This window comes from Gephyromycinifex aptenodytis, from assembly GCF_012277275.1.
In the GTDB taxonomy this organism is placed as follows: domain Bacteria; phylum Actinomycetota; class Actinomycetes; order Actinomycetales; family Dermatophilaceae; genus Gephyromycinifex; species Gephyromycinifex aptenodytis.
Map to the genome: position 1 here is coordinate 239,676 of NZ_CP051155.1, position 16,337 is coordinate 256,012.

The 16,337-nt window shown below is 67.3% G+C and carries 11 protein-coding genes; 5 read left to right on the plus strand and 6 right to left on the minus strand.

Annotated features, from left to right (window positions below):
• Nucleotides 1-44 precede the first annotated feature (44 nt).
• Together G9V96_RS01020 and G9V96_RS01025 are read right to left on the minus strand one after the other, a co-directional pair.
• Entirely contained in the window at nucleotides 45-725 is a 681-nt protein-coding gene (locus G9V96_RS01020) for a potassium channel family protein (RefSeq protein ID WP_168581369.1), read from the minus strand.
• 46 nt (nucleotides 726-771) lie between these two features.
• Nucleotides 772-1,434 (minus strand): potassium channel family protein, encoded by a 663-nt coding sequence (locus tag G9V96_RS01025; protein WP_168581370.1) that lies wholly within the window; start codon nucleotides 1,432-1,434, stop codon nucleotides 772-774.
• Nucleotides 1,435-1,537: 103 nt separating this feature from the next.
• On the opposite strand from G9V96_RS01025, the gene G9V96_RS01030 reads away from it, so the two are divergent.
• From G9V96_RS01030 to acnA, 3 genes are all read left to right on the plus strand, one after another.
• Nucleotides 1,538-3,550, plus strand: coding sequence for an APC family permease (locus tag G9V96_RS01030; RefSeq protein WP_404861426.1), 2,013 nt, complete (start codon nucleotides 1,538-1,540; stop codon nucleotides 3,548-3,550).
• A gap of 62 nt (nucleotides 3,551-3,612) precedes the next feature.
• The gene (locus G9V96_RS01035; RefSeq protein ID WP_226913364.1) at nucleotides 3,613-4,827 is read left to right on the plus strand and encodes a class I SAM-dependent RNA methyltransferase; all 1,215 of its coding nucleotides are present in this window, start codon (nucleotides 3,613-3,615) and stop codon (nucleotides 4,825-4,827) included.
• 182 nt (nucleotides 4,828-5,009) lie between these two features.
• Nucleotides 5,010-7,787: an aconitate hydratase AcnA gene (acnA, locus tag G9V96_RS01040; RefSeq protein ID WP_210424434.1), complete on the plus strand. Its 2,778-nt coding sequence runs from the start codon at nucleotides 5,010-5,012 to the stop codon at nucleotides 7,785-7,787.
• 118 nt (nucleotides 7,788-7,905) lie between these two features.
• Here acnA and G9V96_RS01045 read toward each other — a convergent pair whose 3' ends face one another.
• Nucleotides 7,906-8,682 carry a hypothetical protein gene (locus G9V96_RS01045; RefSeq protein ID WP_168581371.1) on the minus strand — a complete coding sequence of 259 codons (777 nt, stop codon included), beginning with the start codon at nucleotides 8,680-8,682 and terminating at the stop codon, nucleotides 7,906-7,908.
• A 140-nt stretch (nucleotides 8,683-8,822) separates the two neighbouring features.
• Between G9V96_RS01045 and G9V96_RS01050 the strand changes: the two genes are divergently transcribed.
• On the plus strand, nucleotides 8,823-9,206 hold the full coding sequence (locus G9V96_RS01050) for a hypothetical protein (RefSeq protein WP_168581372.1): 384 nt from the start codon (nucleotides 8,823-8,825) through the stop codon (nucleotides 9,204-9,206).
• A gap of 26 nt (nucleotides 9,207-9,232) precedes the next feature.
• Here G9V96_RS01050 and G9V96_RS01055 read toward each other — a convergent pair whose 3' ends face one another.
• Nucleotides 9,233-9,670, minus strand: a complete 438-nt coding sequence (locus tag G9V96_RS01055; protein WP_168581373.1) for an HIT family protein — start codon at nucleotides 9,668-9,670, stop codon at nucleotides 9,233-9,235.
• Between the two features lie 78 nt (nucleotides 9,671-9,748).
• Nucleotides 9,749-12,427, minus strand: a complete 2,679-nt coding sequence (locus tag G9V96_RS01060) for a phosphoenolpyruvate carboxylase (protein WP_168581374.1) — start codon at nucleotides 12,425-12,427, stop codon at nucleotides 9,749-9,751.
• Between the two features lie 119 nt (nucleotides 12,428-12,546).
• Here G9V96_RS01060 and dxs point away from each other — a divergent pair, with 119 nt between their 5' ends.
• A complete protein-coding gene (gene dxs, locus G9V96_RS01065; protein ID WP_168581375.1) occupies nucleotides 12,547-14,442 on the plus strand; it encodes a 1-deoxy-D-xylulose-5-phosphate synthase in 1,896 nt (631 codons plus the stop codon).
• A 122-nt stretch (nucleotides 14,443-14,564) separates the two neighbouring features.
• On the opposite strand, the gene G9V96_RS01070 is transcribed toward dxs, so the two are convergent.
• On the minus strand, nucleotides 14,565-16,094 hold the full coding sequence (locus G9V96_RS01070; protein WP_168581376.1) for a helix-turn-helix domain-containing protein: 1,530 nt from the start codon (nucleotides 16,092-16,094) through the stop codon (nucleotides 14,565-14,567).
• Nucleotides 16,095-16,337 lie beyond the last annotated feature (243 nt).

A 16,337-nucleotide genomic window follows, 5' to 3' on the forward strand; every position in this document is an offset into this window, starting at 1 on the left:
CGCGGCCGGGCCGCGGCGCTGCCAGCCGCGGGGTGTGGGTCTGACTAGACCGGCTCGTCTTCGCCGGCGGAGGGGTTCAGGAGGCGTTCCAGTTCGCTCTCGACCTCGCTGGTGGTGACCAGGATGAGTTCGTCGCTGACCTCCAGCAGGTCGTCACCGCAGGGGGCGATGGCCCGTTCCCCGCGGATGATGCAGGTGAGCACCGTGTCGGCGGGCCAGGGCACCTCGGCAACGCGGCGGGTCGCCCACGGGCTGCCTGTGGGCAAGGTCATCTCGACCAGGATGGCGTGACTCTGCTGGAACTCGAAGATGCGCACCAGGTCACCGACACTGACCGCCTCCTCCACCAGCGCCGTCATCAGGCGCGGCGTCGAGACCGCGACATCGACCCCCCACCCGGAATCGAACATCCACTCGTTCTTGGGGTTGTTCACCCGCGCGACCGTGCGAGGCACCCCGAATTCGGTCTTGGCCAGCAGCGACACGACGAGGTTCGCTTTGTCGTCGCCGGTCGCGGCGACCACGACGTCGCAGTTCTCCAACCCCGCTTCGTTCAGCGCGGTGATCTCACAGGCGTCGGCCAGCAACCAGGAGGCGTCCGGCACCCGCGAGGACTGCACGTCGTCAGCGTTGTGGTCGATGAGGAGCACCTCGTGGCGCCCGGCGATGAGCTCGCGCGCAATGGAGCGGCCGACGCTGCCTGCTCCGGCTATGACGACGCGCATGACTGTGGTCCTTTCGCGGACATTGATCGATGAGGGGCTACCGGGCTCACAACGCCGGTGGTCGCTCCTGCAGGACGCCTTCGACGTGGGGAAGGTCGGCAGCGGGGCAGACGACGTTGAGGATGTCGTTCTCTTGGTAGACCGTTTCCGGTCCGGGGACGCGACCTTGGTTCAGCCGGATGAAGTACGCGATCCGCGCTCCGGTGGCCGATTCGATCGCCGACATCGGCCGACCGATCCAGTCCTCGTGCGCCGGAACCTCGGCCACCACCACCTGCCCGCTGGGGTCGGTGTACTGCGGCACCGCGCCGTGTGGCAGCAGGCGCCGCAGCATCCGGTCGGCGGTCCAACGCACCGTGCCGACGGTGGGGATACCCAGGCGCTGGTAGATCTCGGCGCGGCCGGGGTCGTAGATGCGCGCCACGACGTTTGCCACGCCGTAGGTCTCCCGCGCGACCCGAGCAGCCAGGATGTTGGAGTTGTCGCCGCTGCTGACCGCGGCAAAGGCGTAGGCGTGCTCGATCCCGGCTTTGACCAGGGTGTCGCGATCGAACCCGACACCGGTGACCCGACGGCCCTCGAACTCGGGGCCCAGGCGCCGGAACGACGCGGGTTGACGGTCGATCACCGAGACATCGTGGCCTTGGGCCTCGATGCTCAGAGCGAGGGTGGAACCGACGCGGCCGCAGCCCATGATGACGAAGTGCACAGGACAACGCTACAGCCGCAATCGAGTGGGCCGAGCGCCGCGACGGGGTGTTGCACAACAGGGGGCTTTCAATCCTCGGCTGCACCGGCCCTACAGTTGACGGGTGTCGGATGTCAGTCGCGCGCTCAAGCGCATGGTCGTGGGCCGCGCGATGCGCAGCGACCGCCTCGGGGAAACCTTGTTGCCCAAACGGATTGCCCTGCCCGTATTCGCCAGCGATGCCCTCTCCTCGGTGGCCTACGCCCCTGATGAGATCTTCCTGACACTCGCCCTGGCCGGGGGTACCTTCGCCTTCCTGCACAGCTGGCAGATCGGGCTGTGCGTGGCTGCGGTGATGGCCGTGGTGGTGGCCTCATATCGCCAGAATGTGCACGCCTACCCCTCCGGGGGCGGCGATTACGAAGTCGCCACCGTCAACCTGGGGCCCAAGGCCGGGATGTCGGTGGCGAGTGCTCTGCTGGTGGACTACGTGCTCACCGTCGCGGTCTCCATCAGCTCTGGGGTGCAGAACGCGGGCGCAGCGTTGCCGTTCATCCGCGGGCACGAGGCCCTGGTGGCTGTCGCTCTGGTGGTGCTGCTGGCCGCCATCAACCTTCGGGGGGTTCGCGAATCCGGCACCGCCTTCGCGATCCCCACCTACGCCTTCATGATCGGCATCCTGGGCATGACCTTCTGGGGTCATCTACGCAACCTCATGGGGACGCTGCCCGCCGCGCCCAGCGCAGGCCTGGAGTTGCGCCCGGAACCTGCTTACGGGGCCCTGAGCGGGCTTGCGATGGTCTTCCTGCTGTTGCGTGCGTTCTCCTCCGGCTGTGCGGCGCTGACCGGTGTGGAGGCCATCTCCAACGGTGTCCCCGCCTTCCGCAAGCCCAAGAGCCGCAACGCGGCGGCGACGCTGACGCTGATGGGCGCAATCTCGGTGACCATGCTCATGGCCATGATCACGCTGGCCCGGGCCGCGCACGTCAACTTCGCCGAGGACCCCGCCACTCAACTGTTCCGCAACGGCGTCCCCGTCGGTGAGGACTACGTGCAGGAGACGATCATCGGGCAGCTGGCCCACACCGTCTTCGACGGGTTCCTGCCCGGCGTGGTGTTCATCTCCATCGTCACCGGCGTCATCCTCGTCCTGGCCGCCAACACCGCCTTCAACGGATTCCCCGTGCTGGCCTCGGTGCTGGCCCGCGACGGGCTGCTGCCGCGCCAACTGTCCCAACGCGGTGACCGGTTGGCCTTCAGCAACGGCATCCTGATCTTGGCCGGGGCTGCGATCGTGTTGATCGTCGCCTACGACGCGCAGGTCACCAAGCTGATCCAGCTGTACATCGTCGGCGTCTTCGTCTCCTTCACCCTCAGCCAGATCGGCATGATCCGGCACTGGAACCGGCTGCTGGCAGGAGAGCAGGATCAGTCCGAACGCAACCGCATGCAGCGCTCCCGGATCATCAACAGCGTCGGGGCCACGATGTCCGGCTCGGTGCTCATCGTGGTGCTCATCACCAAATTCATGCGTGGCGCCGGATTCGCCGTCGCCGCGATGGTTCTGCTGTTCTTCGTGATGCAGGGGATCCGCAAGCACTACGACATGGTCGCTGCCGAGCTCGCCCTGTCCGACGACCCGCGTGAAGAGCGGGCCTTGCCCTCGCATGTGCACGCCATCGTGCTGGTGAGCAAGATCCACAAGCCGACGATGCGGGCGTTGGCCTACGCCCGTGCTTCGCGACCCTCGGTGCTGGAAGCGGTCACGGTCAACGTCGACCCAGAGGTCTCCCAGACGTTGCTGGCCGAGTGGGATCGCCGTCAGGTGCCCGTGGACCTGAAGTTGCTCGATTCGCCTTACCGCGAGATCACCCGGCCGGTGGTCGATTACGTCAAAGCCGCTCGGGCGCGCTCCCCTCGCGATGTGATCACGATCTACATCCCCGAATATGTGGTGGGCCGCTGGTGGGAGCACACCCTGCACAACCACAGTGCCCTGCGGCTCAAAGCGGCGCTGCTGTTCACCCCCGGAGTCATGGTGGTCAGCGTGCCCTGGCAGCTGCGTTCCTCCGAAGGCGCCGAGGACTGGTACACCGGAGGTACCAGCGCACCGAGCAATCTGCGAGGTCCGAGCTGATGGGCTCACGAAACCCGCGCGCCGCTCATGAGTCGCCCGCGCCGATGAAGGATGGCCAGCACATGGAACTCGAACTGGAAGTCGGCCCGATCGCGCACGGAGGTCACTGCGTCGCCCGCGCCGAGGACGGTCAGGTCGTGTTCGTGCGCCACACCTTGCCCGGGGAACAGGTCCTGGCGCGGGTGACCAAAGGCAGCCCGGGGGATCGATTCGTTTTCGCCGACGCCATCGAGATCCGCACTCCCTCGCCGGATCGAGTAGAGCCGCGTTGCCCGGTGGCTCACCCCGGTGGCTGTGGCGGCTGCGATTTCCAACATGTCGACATCGCTGCCCAGCGCCGGCTGAAGGCCGAGGTCGTGCGGGAACAGCTCGCCCGGCTGGGCGGTCTGGACGTCCCGGTGCAGGTCCGCCCCGTACCCGGCGACCAGGAGGGGCTGCGGTGGCGCACTCGGGTGGAGTTCGCCGTTGCCCGGGATGGTCGGGCGGGGTTGCACCCCCAGCGCAGCAAGCGGGTTCTGCCGCTGCAGGACTGCCCTATCGCCCACCCGGACATCATCGCAACCGGGGTTTTGGATCAGCGCTGGCCGCGTTCGCGCTCCGTGGACGTCGTTGCTCCCTCCGAGGGGCCCGCGGTGGCTATCGCAGTGCCGCAGGGACTGCCGGATTCCCCCACGGTGCGCGAGAGCGTGCGCGGCGCCCTGTGGAGCGGGGAGTTCGACATCAATGCTCGCGGTTTCTGGCAGGTCCATCCCGGAGCGGGAGCCACGTTCGTGGACCACGTGCTTGAGCTGCTTTCCCCCCAGCCGGGGGAGCGGGCGTTGGACTTGTACGCCGGGGTCGGGGTGTTTGCTCGTGCGTTGGCCGACCAGGTCGGTGCCGAGGGTGCGGTGCTGGCGATCGAGTCGGATGTGCGCGCAGTGGACTCACTGCTGGCCGCCATGGCTGGTCGCTCAGAACTGGAGGCACGGGTCGGTCGGGTGGAGCACGAGCTGGCCCCGCTGGTCGAAGGCGGTGACGACGTCGATCTGGTCGTGCTCGATCCTCCCCGCTCGGGCGCCGGTAGGGAGGTCATCGAGGCCATCTGCGGGATGCATCCGCGGGCGATCGCGTATGTGGCGTGTGACCCAGCGGCACTAGGCCGTGATGTGGCCTACGCGCGCCAGGCGGGTTACGAGGTCTCTTCGGTCCAGGGGTTCGACGCATTCCCGATGACCCATCACGTGGAAACCATTGCGCACTTTGTACCGGCAGAGGCCGGAACATCACGGATCAGTTGAGAGCTCGGGGGTCCGGAAGTGGTAATCGCACGGGAGGTGGCCCGTTCAGCGCCCGGGGTGGTCTCTGCTGGTGCAGGATCTATGGCATGAGATGTGTGTGTCCGGCGCTGGCAACCTGACACAGTGTGGTTCAAGATCTCGACATCAAGATAGTTCGCAGGCCTTACCTGAAGGAGCATGCGGTGAGCCAAGACAGCTTCCAATCCAAGGGGACGTTGCGCGTCGGTGATCAGACGGTAGAGATCTTCCGCCTGTCCGCCGTCGAGGGCAGCGCATCCTTGCCGTACAGCCTGAAGGTTCTCCTGGAGAACCTGCTGCGCACGGAGGACGGCGCGAACATCACCGCCGACCACATCCGTGCCATCGGCAACTGGGATCAGAACGCCCAGCCGGACACCGAGATCCAGTTCACCCCGGCGCGTGTGGTCATGCAGGACTTCACCGGTGTGCCCTGCATCGTCGACCTCGCCACGATGCGCGAAGCGGCAGTAGAACTCGGCGGTAAGGCCGACAAGATCAACCCGCTCTCCCCGGCCGAACTGGTCATCGACCACTCGGTGCAGATCGACGTTTTCGGCACCAAAGACGCTTTCGAGCGCAATGTCGAGTACGAGTACGAGCGCAACGGTGAGCGGTACCAGTTCCTGCGTTGGGGCCAGGGCGCCTTCGACGACTTCAAGGTCGTCCCGCCCGGCACCGGCATCGTGCACCAGGTCAACATCGAGCATCTGGCCCGCGTGATCATGGAGCGCGACGGCGTCGCTTACCCCGACACCTGCATCGGCACCGACTCCCACACCACGATGGAGAACGGCCTGGGCGTCCTGGGCTGGGGCGTCGGCGGTATCGAGGCCGAGGCGGCCATGCTCGGCCAGCCCGTCTCGATGCTCATCCCGCGCGTCGTCGGCTTCAAGGTCACCGGTGAGATTCCGGCCGGTGTCACCGCCACCGACGTCGTTCTCACGATCACCGAGATGCTGCGCAAGCACGGCGTTGTGGGCAAGTTCGTCGAGTTCCACGGCGAGGGTGTCTCCTCGATCCCGCTGGCCAACCGCGCCACCATCGGCAACATGAGCCCCGAGTTCGGCTCCACCTGTGCGATCTTCCCGATCGATGAGAAGACCATCGAGTACCTGCACCTGACCGGCCGGAGCGAAGAGCAGGTCGCCCTGGTCGAGGCCTACGCCAAAGAGCAGGGCCTGTGGCTGGACCCGAGCCAGCAACTGCGCTTCTCCGAGGAGATCGAGCTCGACCTGTCCACGGTCGTGCCGAGCATCGCAGGCCCCAAGCGTCCGCAGGACCGCATCCTGCTCTCGCAGGCCAAGGAGTCCTTCCGTAAGGTTCTCCCGGACTACGCCACCGGCCAGAACGACGAGGTCGTCGTGGACTCCGGGTCCTTCCCGGCCTCGGACCCGCCCGCGCCGGGTGAGGACCTGCAGAAGGGCGACAACGCACCTGAGGAGACCGGCTCCGCCGACCAGCGTGCGCACCGGGTCGTCACCGTGGAGCGCGAGGGCCAGTCCTTCGAGATCGACCACGGCATCGTCTCGATCGCCTCGATCACGAGTTGCACCAACACCTCCAACCCCTCGGTGATGCTCGCGGCGGGCCTGCTCGCTAAGAAGGCATCCGAGAAGGGCCTGAAGGTCAAGCCGTGGGTCAAGACCTCGATGGCGCCTGGTTCCAAGGTCGTCACCGAGTACTACACCAAGGCTGGGCTGTGGCCGGCGCTGGAGGCGCTGGGCTACCACCTCGTTGGTTACGGGTGCACCACCTGCATCGGCAACTCCGGACCGCTGCCGGCCGACATCTCGGCCGCCATCAACGAGTACGACCTCGCGGTCACCTCGGTGCTGTCCGGTAACCGCAACTTCGAGGGCCGGATCAACCCGGACGTCAAGATGAACTACTTGGCCAGCCCCCCGCTGGTCGTTGCCTACGCCTTGGCCGGAACGATGGACTTCGACTTCGAGTCCGAGCCGCTGGGCCAGGACCAGCAGGGCAATGACGTCTACCTCAAGGACATCTGGCCCTCCAGCGAGGAGGTCGAAGCGACGATTGCCTCCTCGATCGACCGCGAGATGTTCACGACCCAGTACGCCGATGTCTTCTCCGGCGATGAGCGTTGGCGCAACCTCAGCACTCCTGAGGGCAACACCTTCGAGTGGGACGAGAAGTCCACCTACGTGCGTAAGCCTCCGTACTTCGAGGGTATGAAGATGGAGCTCACGCCGGTACAGGACATCTCCGGCGCTCGGGTGCTCGCCAAGCTCGGCGACTCGGTCACCACCGACCACATCAGCCCCGCTGGTGCGATCAAGGCTGACAGCCCAGCCGGTAAGTACCTGGCAGAGCACGGTGTGGACCGCCGGGACTTCAACTCCTACGGTTCGCGACGCGGCAACCACGAGGTGATGATTCGCGGCACCTTCGCCAACATCCGACTGCGCAACCAGCTCCTGGACGGCGTCGAAGGCGGCTTCACCCGCAACTTCCTCGCCGGTGGCGAGCAGACCTCGATCTTCGAGGCATCTCAGGCCTACCAGGAGGCGGGCGTTCCGCTGGTGGTCCTGGCCGGCAAGGAGTACGGCTCCGGTTCCTCACGTGACTGGGCTGCCAAGGGCACCCGGCTGCTGGGGGTCAAGGCGGTCATCGCGGAGAGCTACGAGCGCATCCACCGCAGCAACCTCATCGGGATGGGCGTTCTGCCGCTGCAGTTCCCGCAGGGTGAAACGGTCAGCAGCCTCGGCCTGGACGGCACCGAGGTCTTCGAGATCTCCGGTGTGACCGAGCTGAACGAGGGCCGCACGCCCAAGAGCGTGAAGGTTGTCGCCACGAAGGACGGCGGCGAGAGCGTCGAGTTCGACGCGGTCGTGCGCATCGACACCCCCGGAGAAGCGGACTACTACCGCAACGACGGAATCCTTCAGTACGTGCTGCGCAACCTCGTGCAAGCCTGATCAATCCGCACAAGGCCGGGGTCGACAGACCCCGGCCTTGTCGTATGCCTGGGGTCTTCGTCGGGGATCGTGCACGTGGACCGGGTGCCTGGCCGGCTGTGAAAATGCCGGTTAGGGCTCACGCTTCAGACGCGCCGCCCGCCCGTGGATCACAGGCGCCGCGAGACAGTATGCGACGGACGTGCTCGCGAGCTGCTGGGTCGCCGGCAAGGCGGGCGCACACCTGGGCGGGGGAGCCGCCCAGCAGCGCCGCCAGTTCGCCATGGCCGGCCAAGAGAGCGAACAACTCACCTTGCGGCATCAGCGGCAGCGGGTGGGCCCCAGGAGCGCCATCCGGCCCGTGGCCGTCATGCTCGACATCGCGGTCGCGGTGGTCGCTGTTGTGCTGCTCGGGGCTGTGCAGGTGGCTGATGAGGCCGTGCCGCGAGGAGTACAGGTCGACCTCGCGTGGGTCCGGCATTTCCGACCTCCCCAAGGCCAGCGTGACCGACCCGCCCAGGTCGGCGAGCGTGATCCGCTCGTAGTTGGGTTCGGTGGCGTCCAGGGCCGCCAGGTCGTCGGCACTCAGCCAGGTCAGGACCACGGGGGTGCGAGCGCCGCGGCAGGCGTAGGGCGCCGCGGCCAGATAGCCGCGCCGGCTGACGTGGGCGGAATGCCCGATCGCCACTTCGTGCAACTCTGCGGGCAGCAACGGGATAGCCGATGCGCGAGGCAGTTTGGTCGCTAACACCGTGGGGGAGGCGTTCGAGCCGACCGCCAACACGGCGCGCCCGCCCGGGGGAACCTCCCGCACCGGGTCCGGGTGGGGGACGAAGCGACCGGCCCGGAGAACCCCGGCGACTCTCGGGCAAGCCCAGGGGTACTCCTCAGGCACCAGGTCCGCAAGTGAACTCATCCGGGCCCCTCCTGATCGCGGCGGGTTCGGCGCGGGTCAGCCTGCTCGCGGTAGGTTCGCCGGCGGACTCTAAGCCCGCGCGGGGTTGCGTCGACCTGATCTCTGGAAGGGATGTCGGTCGTGGCAGGCATCCTGCGGTCATGAACGATTCGGCACCGCACAGGACGACACCACCCGGCTGGCCGCAGGGAGTGCCCGGCCCGGAGGCTCCCGGGTGGCAAGAGGCCGCGGTGGGTTGGTTGCTGGACCAGTGCCCGCCGGACTACCGCGGCTACGACGCCTGGCGGCGGCATCCGCTCGCCCTGGCTTGGATCGCAGCCCGCCATGTCGAAGGAGAGGTCAGCGTCATGCGGGAGGCCTACCGTCACGCGCGGGTCGAACTCGGGCCCCACCTGCCGCCCGAAGCGCTGCCGGAGATCCTCGGCGTGTTGGAGCGGGAGGGACTGCGGCTGCGCGCCACGGCCAGAGCTGCCGCTTTGGTGCATGCCGCATTCACCGGGGAGCATTTCGTGCCTCGGCTGTGACTGGGCCCGCGTGCGCTCGGTTCGGCTCAGCTCTGCGGATCGGCGGGCACGGCATCCGCGTGCCCGTTGGCACGCAGCCGATCCCGCAGTCGCTGCGCGCTCTGGTCCATCCGGGCCTGGTCCGGCTCGGACTGCACGTTGCGCAGGTCGAAGTCGGCCGGGGAGTTCACGGGCCACACATGCAGGTGCAGGTGCGCCACCTCGAACCCCTGCACCAGCAACCCGGTCCGAGCGCTGTCCCATTCCTGGCGCTGCGCCAGGCCGATGGCCTGGGCCACCCGGGTCAGGTGGGCCAGCGTCGCCTCGTCAGCGTCGAGCCACTGGTCGATCTCCTCGCGGGGGACGACCAGGGTGTGCCCGTCAGTGAGCGGGCCTGCCGTCAGGAAAGCGACGCACAGCTCGTCCTCCCACACGAAGCGCCCAGGGATCTCACGGTTGATGATGCGGCTGAAGATCGTCGGCATGGCCCCAGCCTAGGGGCCACGCCGAGGAACTCAATGGGAGGAGCAAGCCCGCCTGGCGCTGGCAGGTTTCGGGCCGGATCAGCCGGTGTTCTGCAGCCCGGCAGCGGCGCCGTTGACGGTGAGCAGCAAGGTGCGCCGCCAGGCCTCCCGATCCACCGGCCCATTACGTAGGGGATCTGCGGGCAGGCGCAGCACCCGCAACGCTTTGAGCTGCAGGTGGCTCAGCGCGTCGATGTAGGGCCGGCGCAGCCCGATCGCCTGGCTCAGGTGGGGCTTGCGCTCCAGGAGTTCCTGTTGACCCAACACGTCTAAGACGTGGGCCAGGGACAAGTCGTACTCGGTGAGGATCTGCACGCTCAGATCCGGGCGTCCACCGAGCTCCAGGAAACGCTCAGCCAGGCGGCGGTCCGACTTGGCCAGGCTCATCTCCGCGACGTCGATGAGCGATGCGAACAGCGGCCACTCTCGGTAGGCCCGGCGCAGCAACTCGATGTCACCCACCGCAGCCAGACCGCTGCCCAGGCCGTACCAACCGGGCAGGTTCACTCGGGTCTGCGCCCAACTGAAGACCCAGGGGATGGCCCGTAGGTCATCCAGGCTGCGGCCGGTTTCCACGCCGGCCCGCCGCGAGGGGCGCGACCCCAGACGCAGGTCGCCGATCTCGTCCAACGGGCTGACCAGGGCGATGAGGTCGGCGAAACCGGGCTGTTCCACCAGCGCGCGGTAGCAGCCGCGGCTTTGCTGATCGACGATGCGCGCCAAGTCGGCGTAGCGAGCAGCCGCGTCATCCCGGGCCTTGGAGCGCTTGGGTTCGTCGGCCAGCAGCACAGCGGAAGTGAGCCGTTCCAGGTGGCGCTGAGCGATGGCAGCGTCGCCGTACCGGGCGAAGATCACCTCGCCCTGCTCGGTGACTTTGAACCGGCCATCGACCGAACCACTGGGCTGGGCCATGATCGCGCGGTGCAGTGGGCCGCCGCCGCGACCCAGGGAGCCGCCGCGCCCGTGGAACAGGGTGAGTTCCACCTCGGCCTGCTCGGCCCACGCCACGAGTTCCCGCTCGGCGTGGTCCAGGGTGAGCGTGGCGCTGGCCGGCCCGACGTCCTTGGCCGAGTCCGAATAGCCCACCATGACCTCCACAGCCCGCCCGGACTGCGCCCACTGACTTTGGGTGCTGGCCCGTTGCGCCCACGCACGCAGGATGCTCGGGGCGTTCTGCAGGTCGGCACCAGTCTCGAACAGGGGGACCACGTCCAGGCGCAGCGGCCGGTCGCCCACCGCCAGGCGGGCCAGGGCCCGTACGGCCAGCAGGTCGGCCTCGTTACGGGTGAAGCTGACGATGTAGCGCCCGCAGCAACCCACCCCCCAGCGCTGTTGCAGCCAGGAGAGCACCCGGATGGTGTCCAAGGCCTCGGTGGCGCGTTCGCTCTGCGGCAGCACCGCGATCGGCCAGCCCTTGGTTGCCAGTTCGTCCAGGAAGGCCGGGTCTTGGGCGGCCGCGCCCGGGTCGGCTACGTCGGGCAGCATGCCGATGAGCTCGGTGAGCACCCCTTCGTGGACGGCGCTGTGCTGGCGCACTTCGAGCTCAGCCAGGTGGAAGCCGAACGTCTCCACCATCCAGATGAGGTGCTGGAGCTCCCCGCGTGCGCTGCGCGCGTCGCCGGCCGCGACCAGGCTGTCCTGCACCAGGCGCAGCTCGGCAAGCATCTCTTCGGGTCCGGCGTAAGCAAACCCGGCATGTTCGCGGCGCGTCGCCTCCACCCGGGCCCCGACGACCAGGAGTTTCTGGCGATGCGGTTCGCCCGGAGAGTTCTTCATGATCTCGGCGAACTGCTCCGGGTAGGCAACGGCATCCACGGCCAGGGCCTGCATGAGTTCGGGGGAGGGCGGCGTGGTGACGGTGTCCATCGTCAAGGTGCGCGCCACTCGGTCCACATGCTCATGTAGCTGGCGCAACGCCTGCTCGGCCTGGGTGGCCATGGTGGCGCGGGTGACGGTGGAGGTGACGAAGGGGTTACCGTCGCGGTCCCCGCCCACCCAGGTGCCGAAGCGAACGAAGGCGGGCACCTGGGGCCCGGTGCGGCCCGGGTCCGCGCCCGGCAAAGCCGCCTCGACCCGGCGATACAGACGCGGAACGGCCCGGAACAGAGTCTGGTCGAAGACGGTAAGGACGGTTTTGACCTCGTCGCGGGGTTCGGGCTGAGTGCGGCGCAAGGTTGAGGTCCGCTGCAGGATGTCGATGTCCTCCAACATCCGCCGCCGGGCCACAGCGTGCTCGGGGGCACCATTCTGCGGGTCGTCGAATCGGTCCAACTGCTGGGCGATGCGGCTCAGCGCTGCCGTGACGGCCCGGCGCCGGGCCTCGGTGGGGTGTGCGGTCAGCACCGGGTGGATGCGCAACCCCTGCAGTCGGTTGCTGTCGATGAGCTCCTGCAAGGCAGGGGCCACCCCGCCGGACTCGATATCGTCGTCCTCTCCGCGTCGCAACGCCCGGGCCCGGCTGCGTTCGTCGGCCAAGTTAGCCAGGTGCAGGTGCACCGTGACCGCGCGGGTCAACGTTGCGGCGGCCTCGGCGTCCAGTTCATCGACGATGGCTTGAACCGCCGACTCATCTTCGCGGCGGCAGGCCTCCACCAAGGCATCGAGTTGCTCACCGGCATCGTGGCCGGATTCGGAGAGTACCTGGGCGTGCAACTGAGCGAGCAGGTCGAGGTCGGAATGCAGGGTCGTGGACGGCGAAGTCTCACCGGGTTGGGACATACGAGCAGTCTAAGAAGCCACTGGCCTGCGCCTTGAACCGGGCATCAGCCGTCGAGTGTCGCGCGAGCCTTGCGGGGCGTATGGTCGAACGGTTGCTCGCGCATGGAAGGACCGACCCTGTGAGCCTGTTGGCGACGATCCATCAACCCTCCGACCTGCGTGGGTTAACCGCTGAAGAGTTGGAAGAGCTCGCGGGTGAGATCCGAGAGTTCCTCGTCGAGAAGGTCTCTCGAACCGGCGGGCACCTGGGCCCGAACCTCGGCGTCGTCGAACTCACGATCGCCTTGCACCGGGTCTTTGACAGCCCCAAAGACGCAATTGTGTTCGACACCGGCCACATCGCCTACGTGCACAAGCTGCTCACCGGTCGTCAGGACTTTGAGGGTCTGCGTTCTCGCGGTGGTCTCTCGGGCTACCCCAGCCGGGCCGAATCCGAGCACGACGTCGTGGAGAACTCCCACGCGTCCACGTCACTGTCGTGGGCCGAGGGCATCGCTCGCGGACGCCGCCTGCGGGGAGAAACCGACCGTCACACGGTCGCCGTCATCGGTGATGGTGCGCTCGGTGGTGGCATGGCGTGGGAATCGCTGAACGACATCGCCTCCGACAAAGACCTGCCGCTGGTCATCATCGTCAACGACAACGAACGCTCCTACGCTCCCACCACCGGCGGGTTGGCCGAGCACTTGGCGCTGCTGCGTACGACCCGCCAATACGAGGAGATGCTCTCCTGGGGCCGCAAGGCCATCACTCGAGCCCCCGTCGTGGGACGCCCGGTCTTTGAGACCCTGCACGGGGTCAAGAAGGGCATTAAAGACATCGTCGCTCCGCAGGTGATGTTCGAGGACCTCGGGCTTAAATATGTCGGTCCGGTCGATGGGCATGACTTCGTGTCGCTGCACACCGCGCTGCGGCGCGCCCACGATTTCGGTGGGCCGGTCATCGTTCACGTGCTCACCGAGAAGGGCCACGGCTACTCCCACGCCGTCAACCACGTGGATGACGCGTTTCACGCGGTGGGGATCATCAATCCGGAGACCGGGTTGCCGTTGGAGATCGCTGGCCGCAGTTGGACCGAGAACTTCTCCGAGGCGCTGGTCGACCTGGGCGCCGAACGTGAGGACATCGTGGCGCTGACCGCGGCGATGCTCATCCCGGTGGGGCTGCGTGACTTCGCCACCAAGTACCCCGAGCGGGTGTTCGACGTCGGGATCGCCGAGCAGCATGCGGTGACGATGGCGGCCGGCCTCTCCTTCGCCGGGCTACACCCGGTGGTGGCCTTGTACTCCACCTTCCTCAACCGCGCCTTCGATCAGATGCTCATGGACTGCGCGCTGCATAAAGCGGGCGTGACCTTCGTGCTGGACCGGGCCGGGGCGACCGGCAGCGACGGTGCCTCGCACAACGGCATGTGGGACTTCGCTCTGGCCGCGATCGTGCCCGGCTTGTACGCGGCCGCTCCGCGTGACGGCTCGCAGGTGGAACGTGCCCTCTGGGAGGCCGTCGATATCGACGACGCCCCGAGCCTGATCCGTTTCCCCAAGGGCACCGAACCGCCGGTGATCGAGGCGCTGGCCGCTTTCGAGTCCCTGGAAGTGATCGCGCAGTACCCCGACCAAGGCGAGATCGGCCTGGACGATGAGCTGGACGTGCTTATCGTCTCGGTCGGGGCCATGGCGCCGACCGCGATGGCAGCAGCCGCGATCGTTGCCGACCAAGGCCACCACGTCCGGGTCGTCGACCCGCGCTGGGTGCTTCCGGTCTCCGGCGAGGTGGTGCAGGCGGCACGCAACGCCCGAGTGGTCGCGGTCATCGAGGATCACGTCGCCGAGAATGGCATCGGCTCCGCGGTGGCCGCCGAACTCGCCGCGAATCAGGTGTTCGCGCCGGTGCTGCGGTTCGGGCTTCCCAAGCGTTTCCTGGAGCACGCGAGCCGCTCACAGGTGCTGGCCGACGCCGGCCTGACACCAGAGCCGGTTGCGGCGAAACTGCTTGCGGTGTTGCCCCAGAACTGACTGCTCGTAGGCGGGCGCAGACCCGGCTCGAGGCGGTGCGCGAAAGGGCTGAACCCCCAAGGGGGGGGTTCAGCCCTTTCGGCGTGTGCGCCCCACCAACGCTGTGCGGCGGTGGGGGAGGCTCAGATGTCGCGGAAGGTCTCCACGGTCGCGCCGAGAGCGTTCAGACGCCGTGCCAGGTCCTCGTAGCCGCGATTGATGACGTACACGTTGCGCAGTACCGACGTGCCGGGCGCAGCGAGCATGGCGATGAGCATGACCACCCCGGGGCGCAGCGCCGGCGGGCAGATCGCCTCGGCAGCGCGCCAGCGGGTGGGGCCGTCGATGAGGACCCGGTGCGGGTCCAGAAGCTGCACCTTGGCGCCGAGCTTGGTCAGCTCCGTCAGGTAGATGGCCCGGTTCTCGTACACCCAGTCGTGGATCATCGTGCGCCCGTCCGCGCAGGCGGCGATGAGGGCGAAGAACGGCAGGTTGTCGATGTTGAGTCCGGGGAAGGGCATCGGGTGGATTTTGTCCACCGCCGGCTTCAACGGCCCGGGGGTGGTCGTCAGATCGACCAGGCGGGTGTAGCCGTTGTTCGAGGGGTACTCGGGGGTGAGCTCGTACTTCATGCCCATGTCGGCCAGCAGCGCCAGCTCGATTTCCATGAACTCGATCGGCACCCGGCGGATCGTGATCTCGGACTCGGTGACCACGGCCGCCGCCAGCAGGCTCATCGCTTCGATGGGGTCCTCGGAGGGGCAGTATTCGACGTCGACGTCGATGTGCGCCCGTCCGGTGACCTTCAGGGTCGTCGTTCCGATGCCTTCGATCTGGACCCCGAGCTTCTGCAGGTAGAAGCACAGGTCTTGAACCATGTAGTTGGGGCTGGCATTGCGGATGAGGCTCACGCCCTCGTGGCGGGCGGCCGCCATCAGCGCGTTCTCGGTGACGGTGTCCCCGCGTTCGGTGAGCACGATGGCCCGTTCGGAAACGGAGTCGGCCGAGACATTCGCCAGGTAGAAGCCGTTGGTGGCCTCCACGTTCAACCCGAAGTGGCGCAGCGCCGACATGTGCGGCTCGATGGTGCGCAGACCGAGGTCGCAACCGCCCGCGTAGGGCAGTTCGAACGTGGTGAACTCGTGCAGCAGCGGGCCCAGGAACATGATGATTGTGCGGGTGCGGCGGGCCGCTTCCTCGTCCATGGAGTCCAAGTCCAGCCGCTGCGGCGGGGTGATCTCCAGGTCGTTGCTCTGGGGGAGCCAGCGGGTGCGTACCCCGATACTGCTGAGGACCTCCAGAATGCGGTTGACCTCTTCGATGCGCGCCATGTTGCGCAGCGTCGTGCGGCCCTTGTTCAGCAGCGAGGCGCACAGAAGGGCCACGGCAGCGTTCTTGCTGGTCTTGACGTCGATCGAGCCCGAGAGCTTGGTGCCGCCGACGATTCGCAGGTGCTGCGGCCCGGAGCTACCGACCGAGACGAATTGTGAGTCGAGGTTCTCACCGATGCGGGAGAGCATCTCCAGACTCAAATTCTGTTTGCCCTGTTCGATGCGCGCAACAGCACTCTGGCTGGTGTTCAGCAGGTCGGCCAATTCGTTTTGCGTCATGCCCTGATGCCTCCGCGCCTCGCGGATGAGGGTGCCGATCCGTGCGAGGTAGTCTTCACTCATAGTCCCAATCTAACTCACATGTGAGATATCGCTGCGTGCGGCCCATCGTGGGCGCGTCACCGTAGCCAAAGCCTCAGTTGAACGATCGACTCAGTGTGTCATGCCGGGCGGGCGGGCGCGGATTCTCTAGCCGGGCAGCCGATGACGACGCCTCTCGTCCCCGCCTGGAGAGGACGCGATCTCGCAGGTCGAAGCCGGTTCGCCGGGGGCGATGAGGGATTCACAGCCCGCACCAGAACGGAA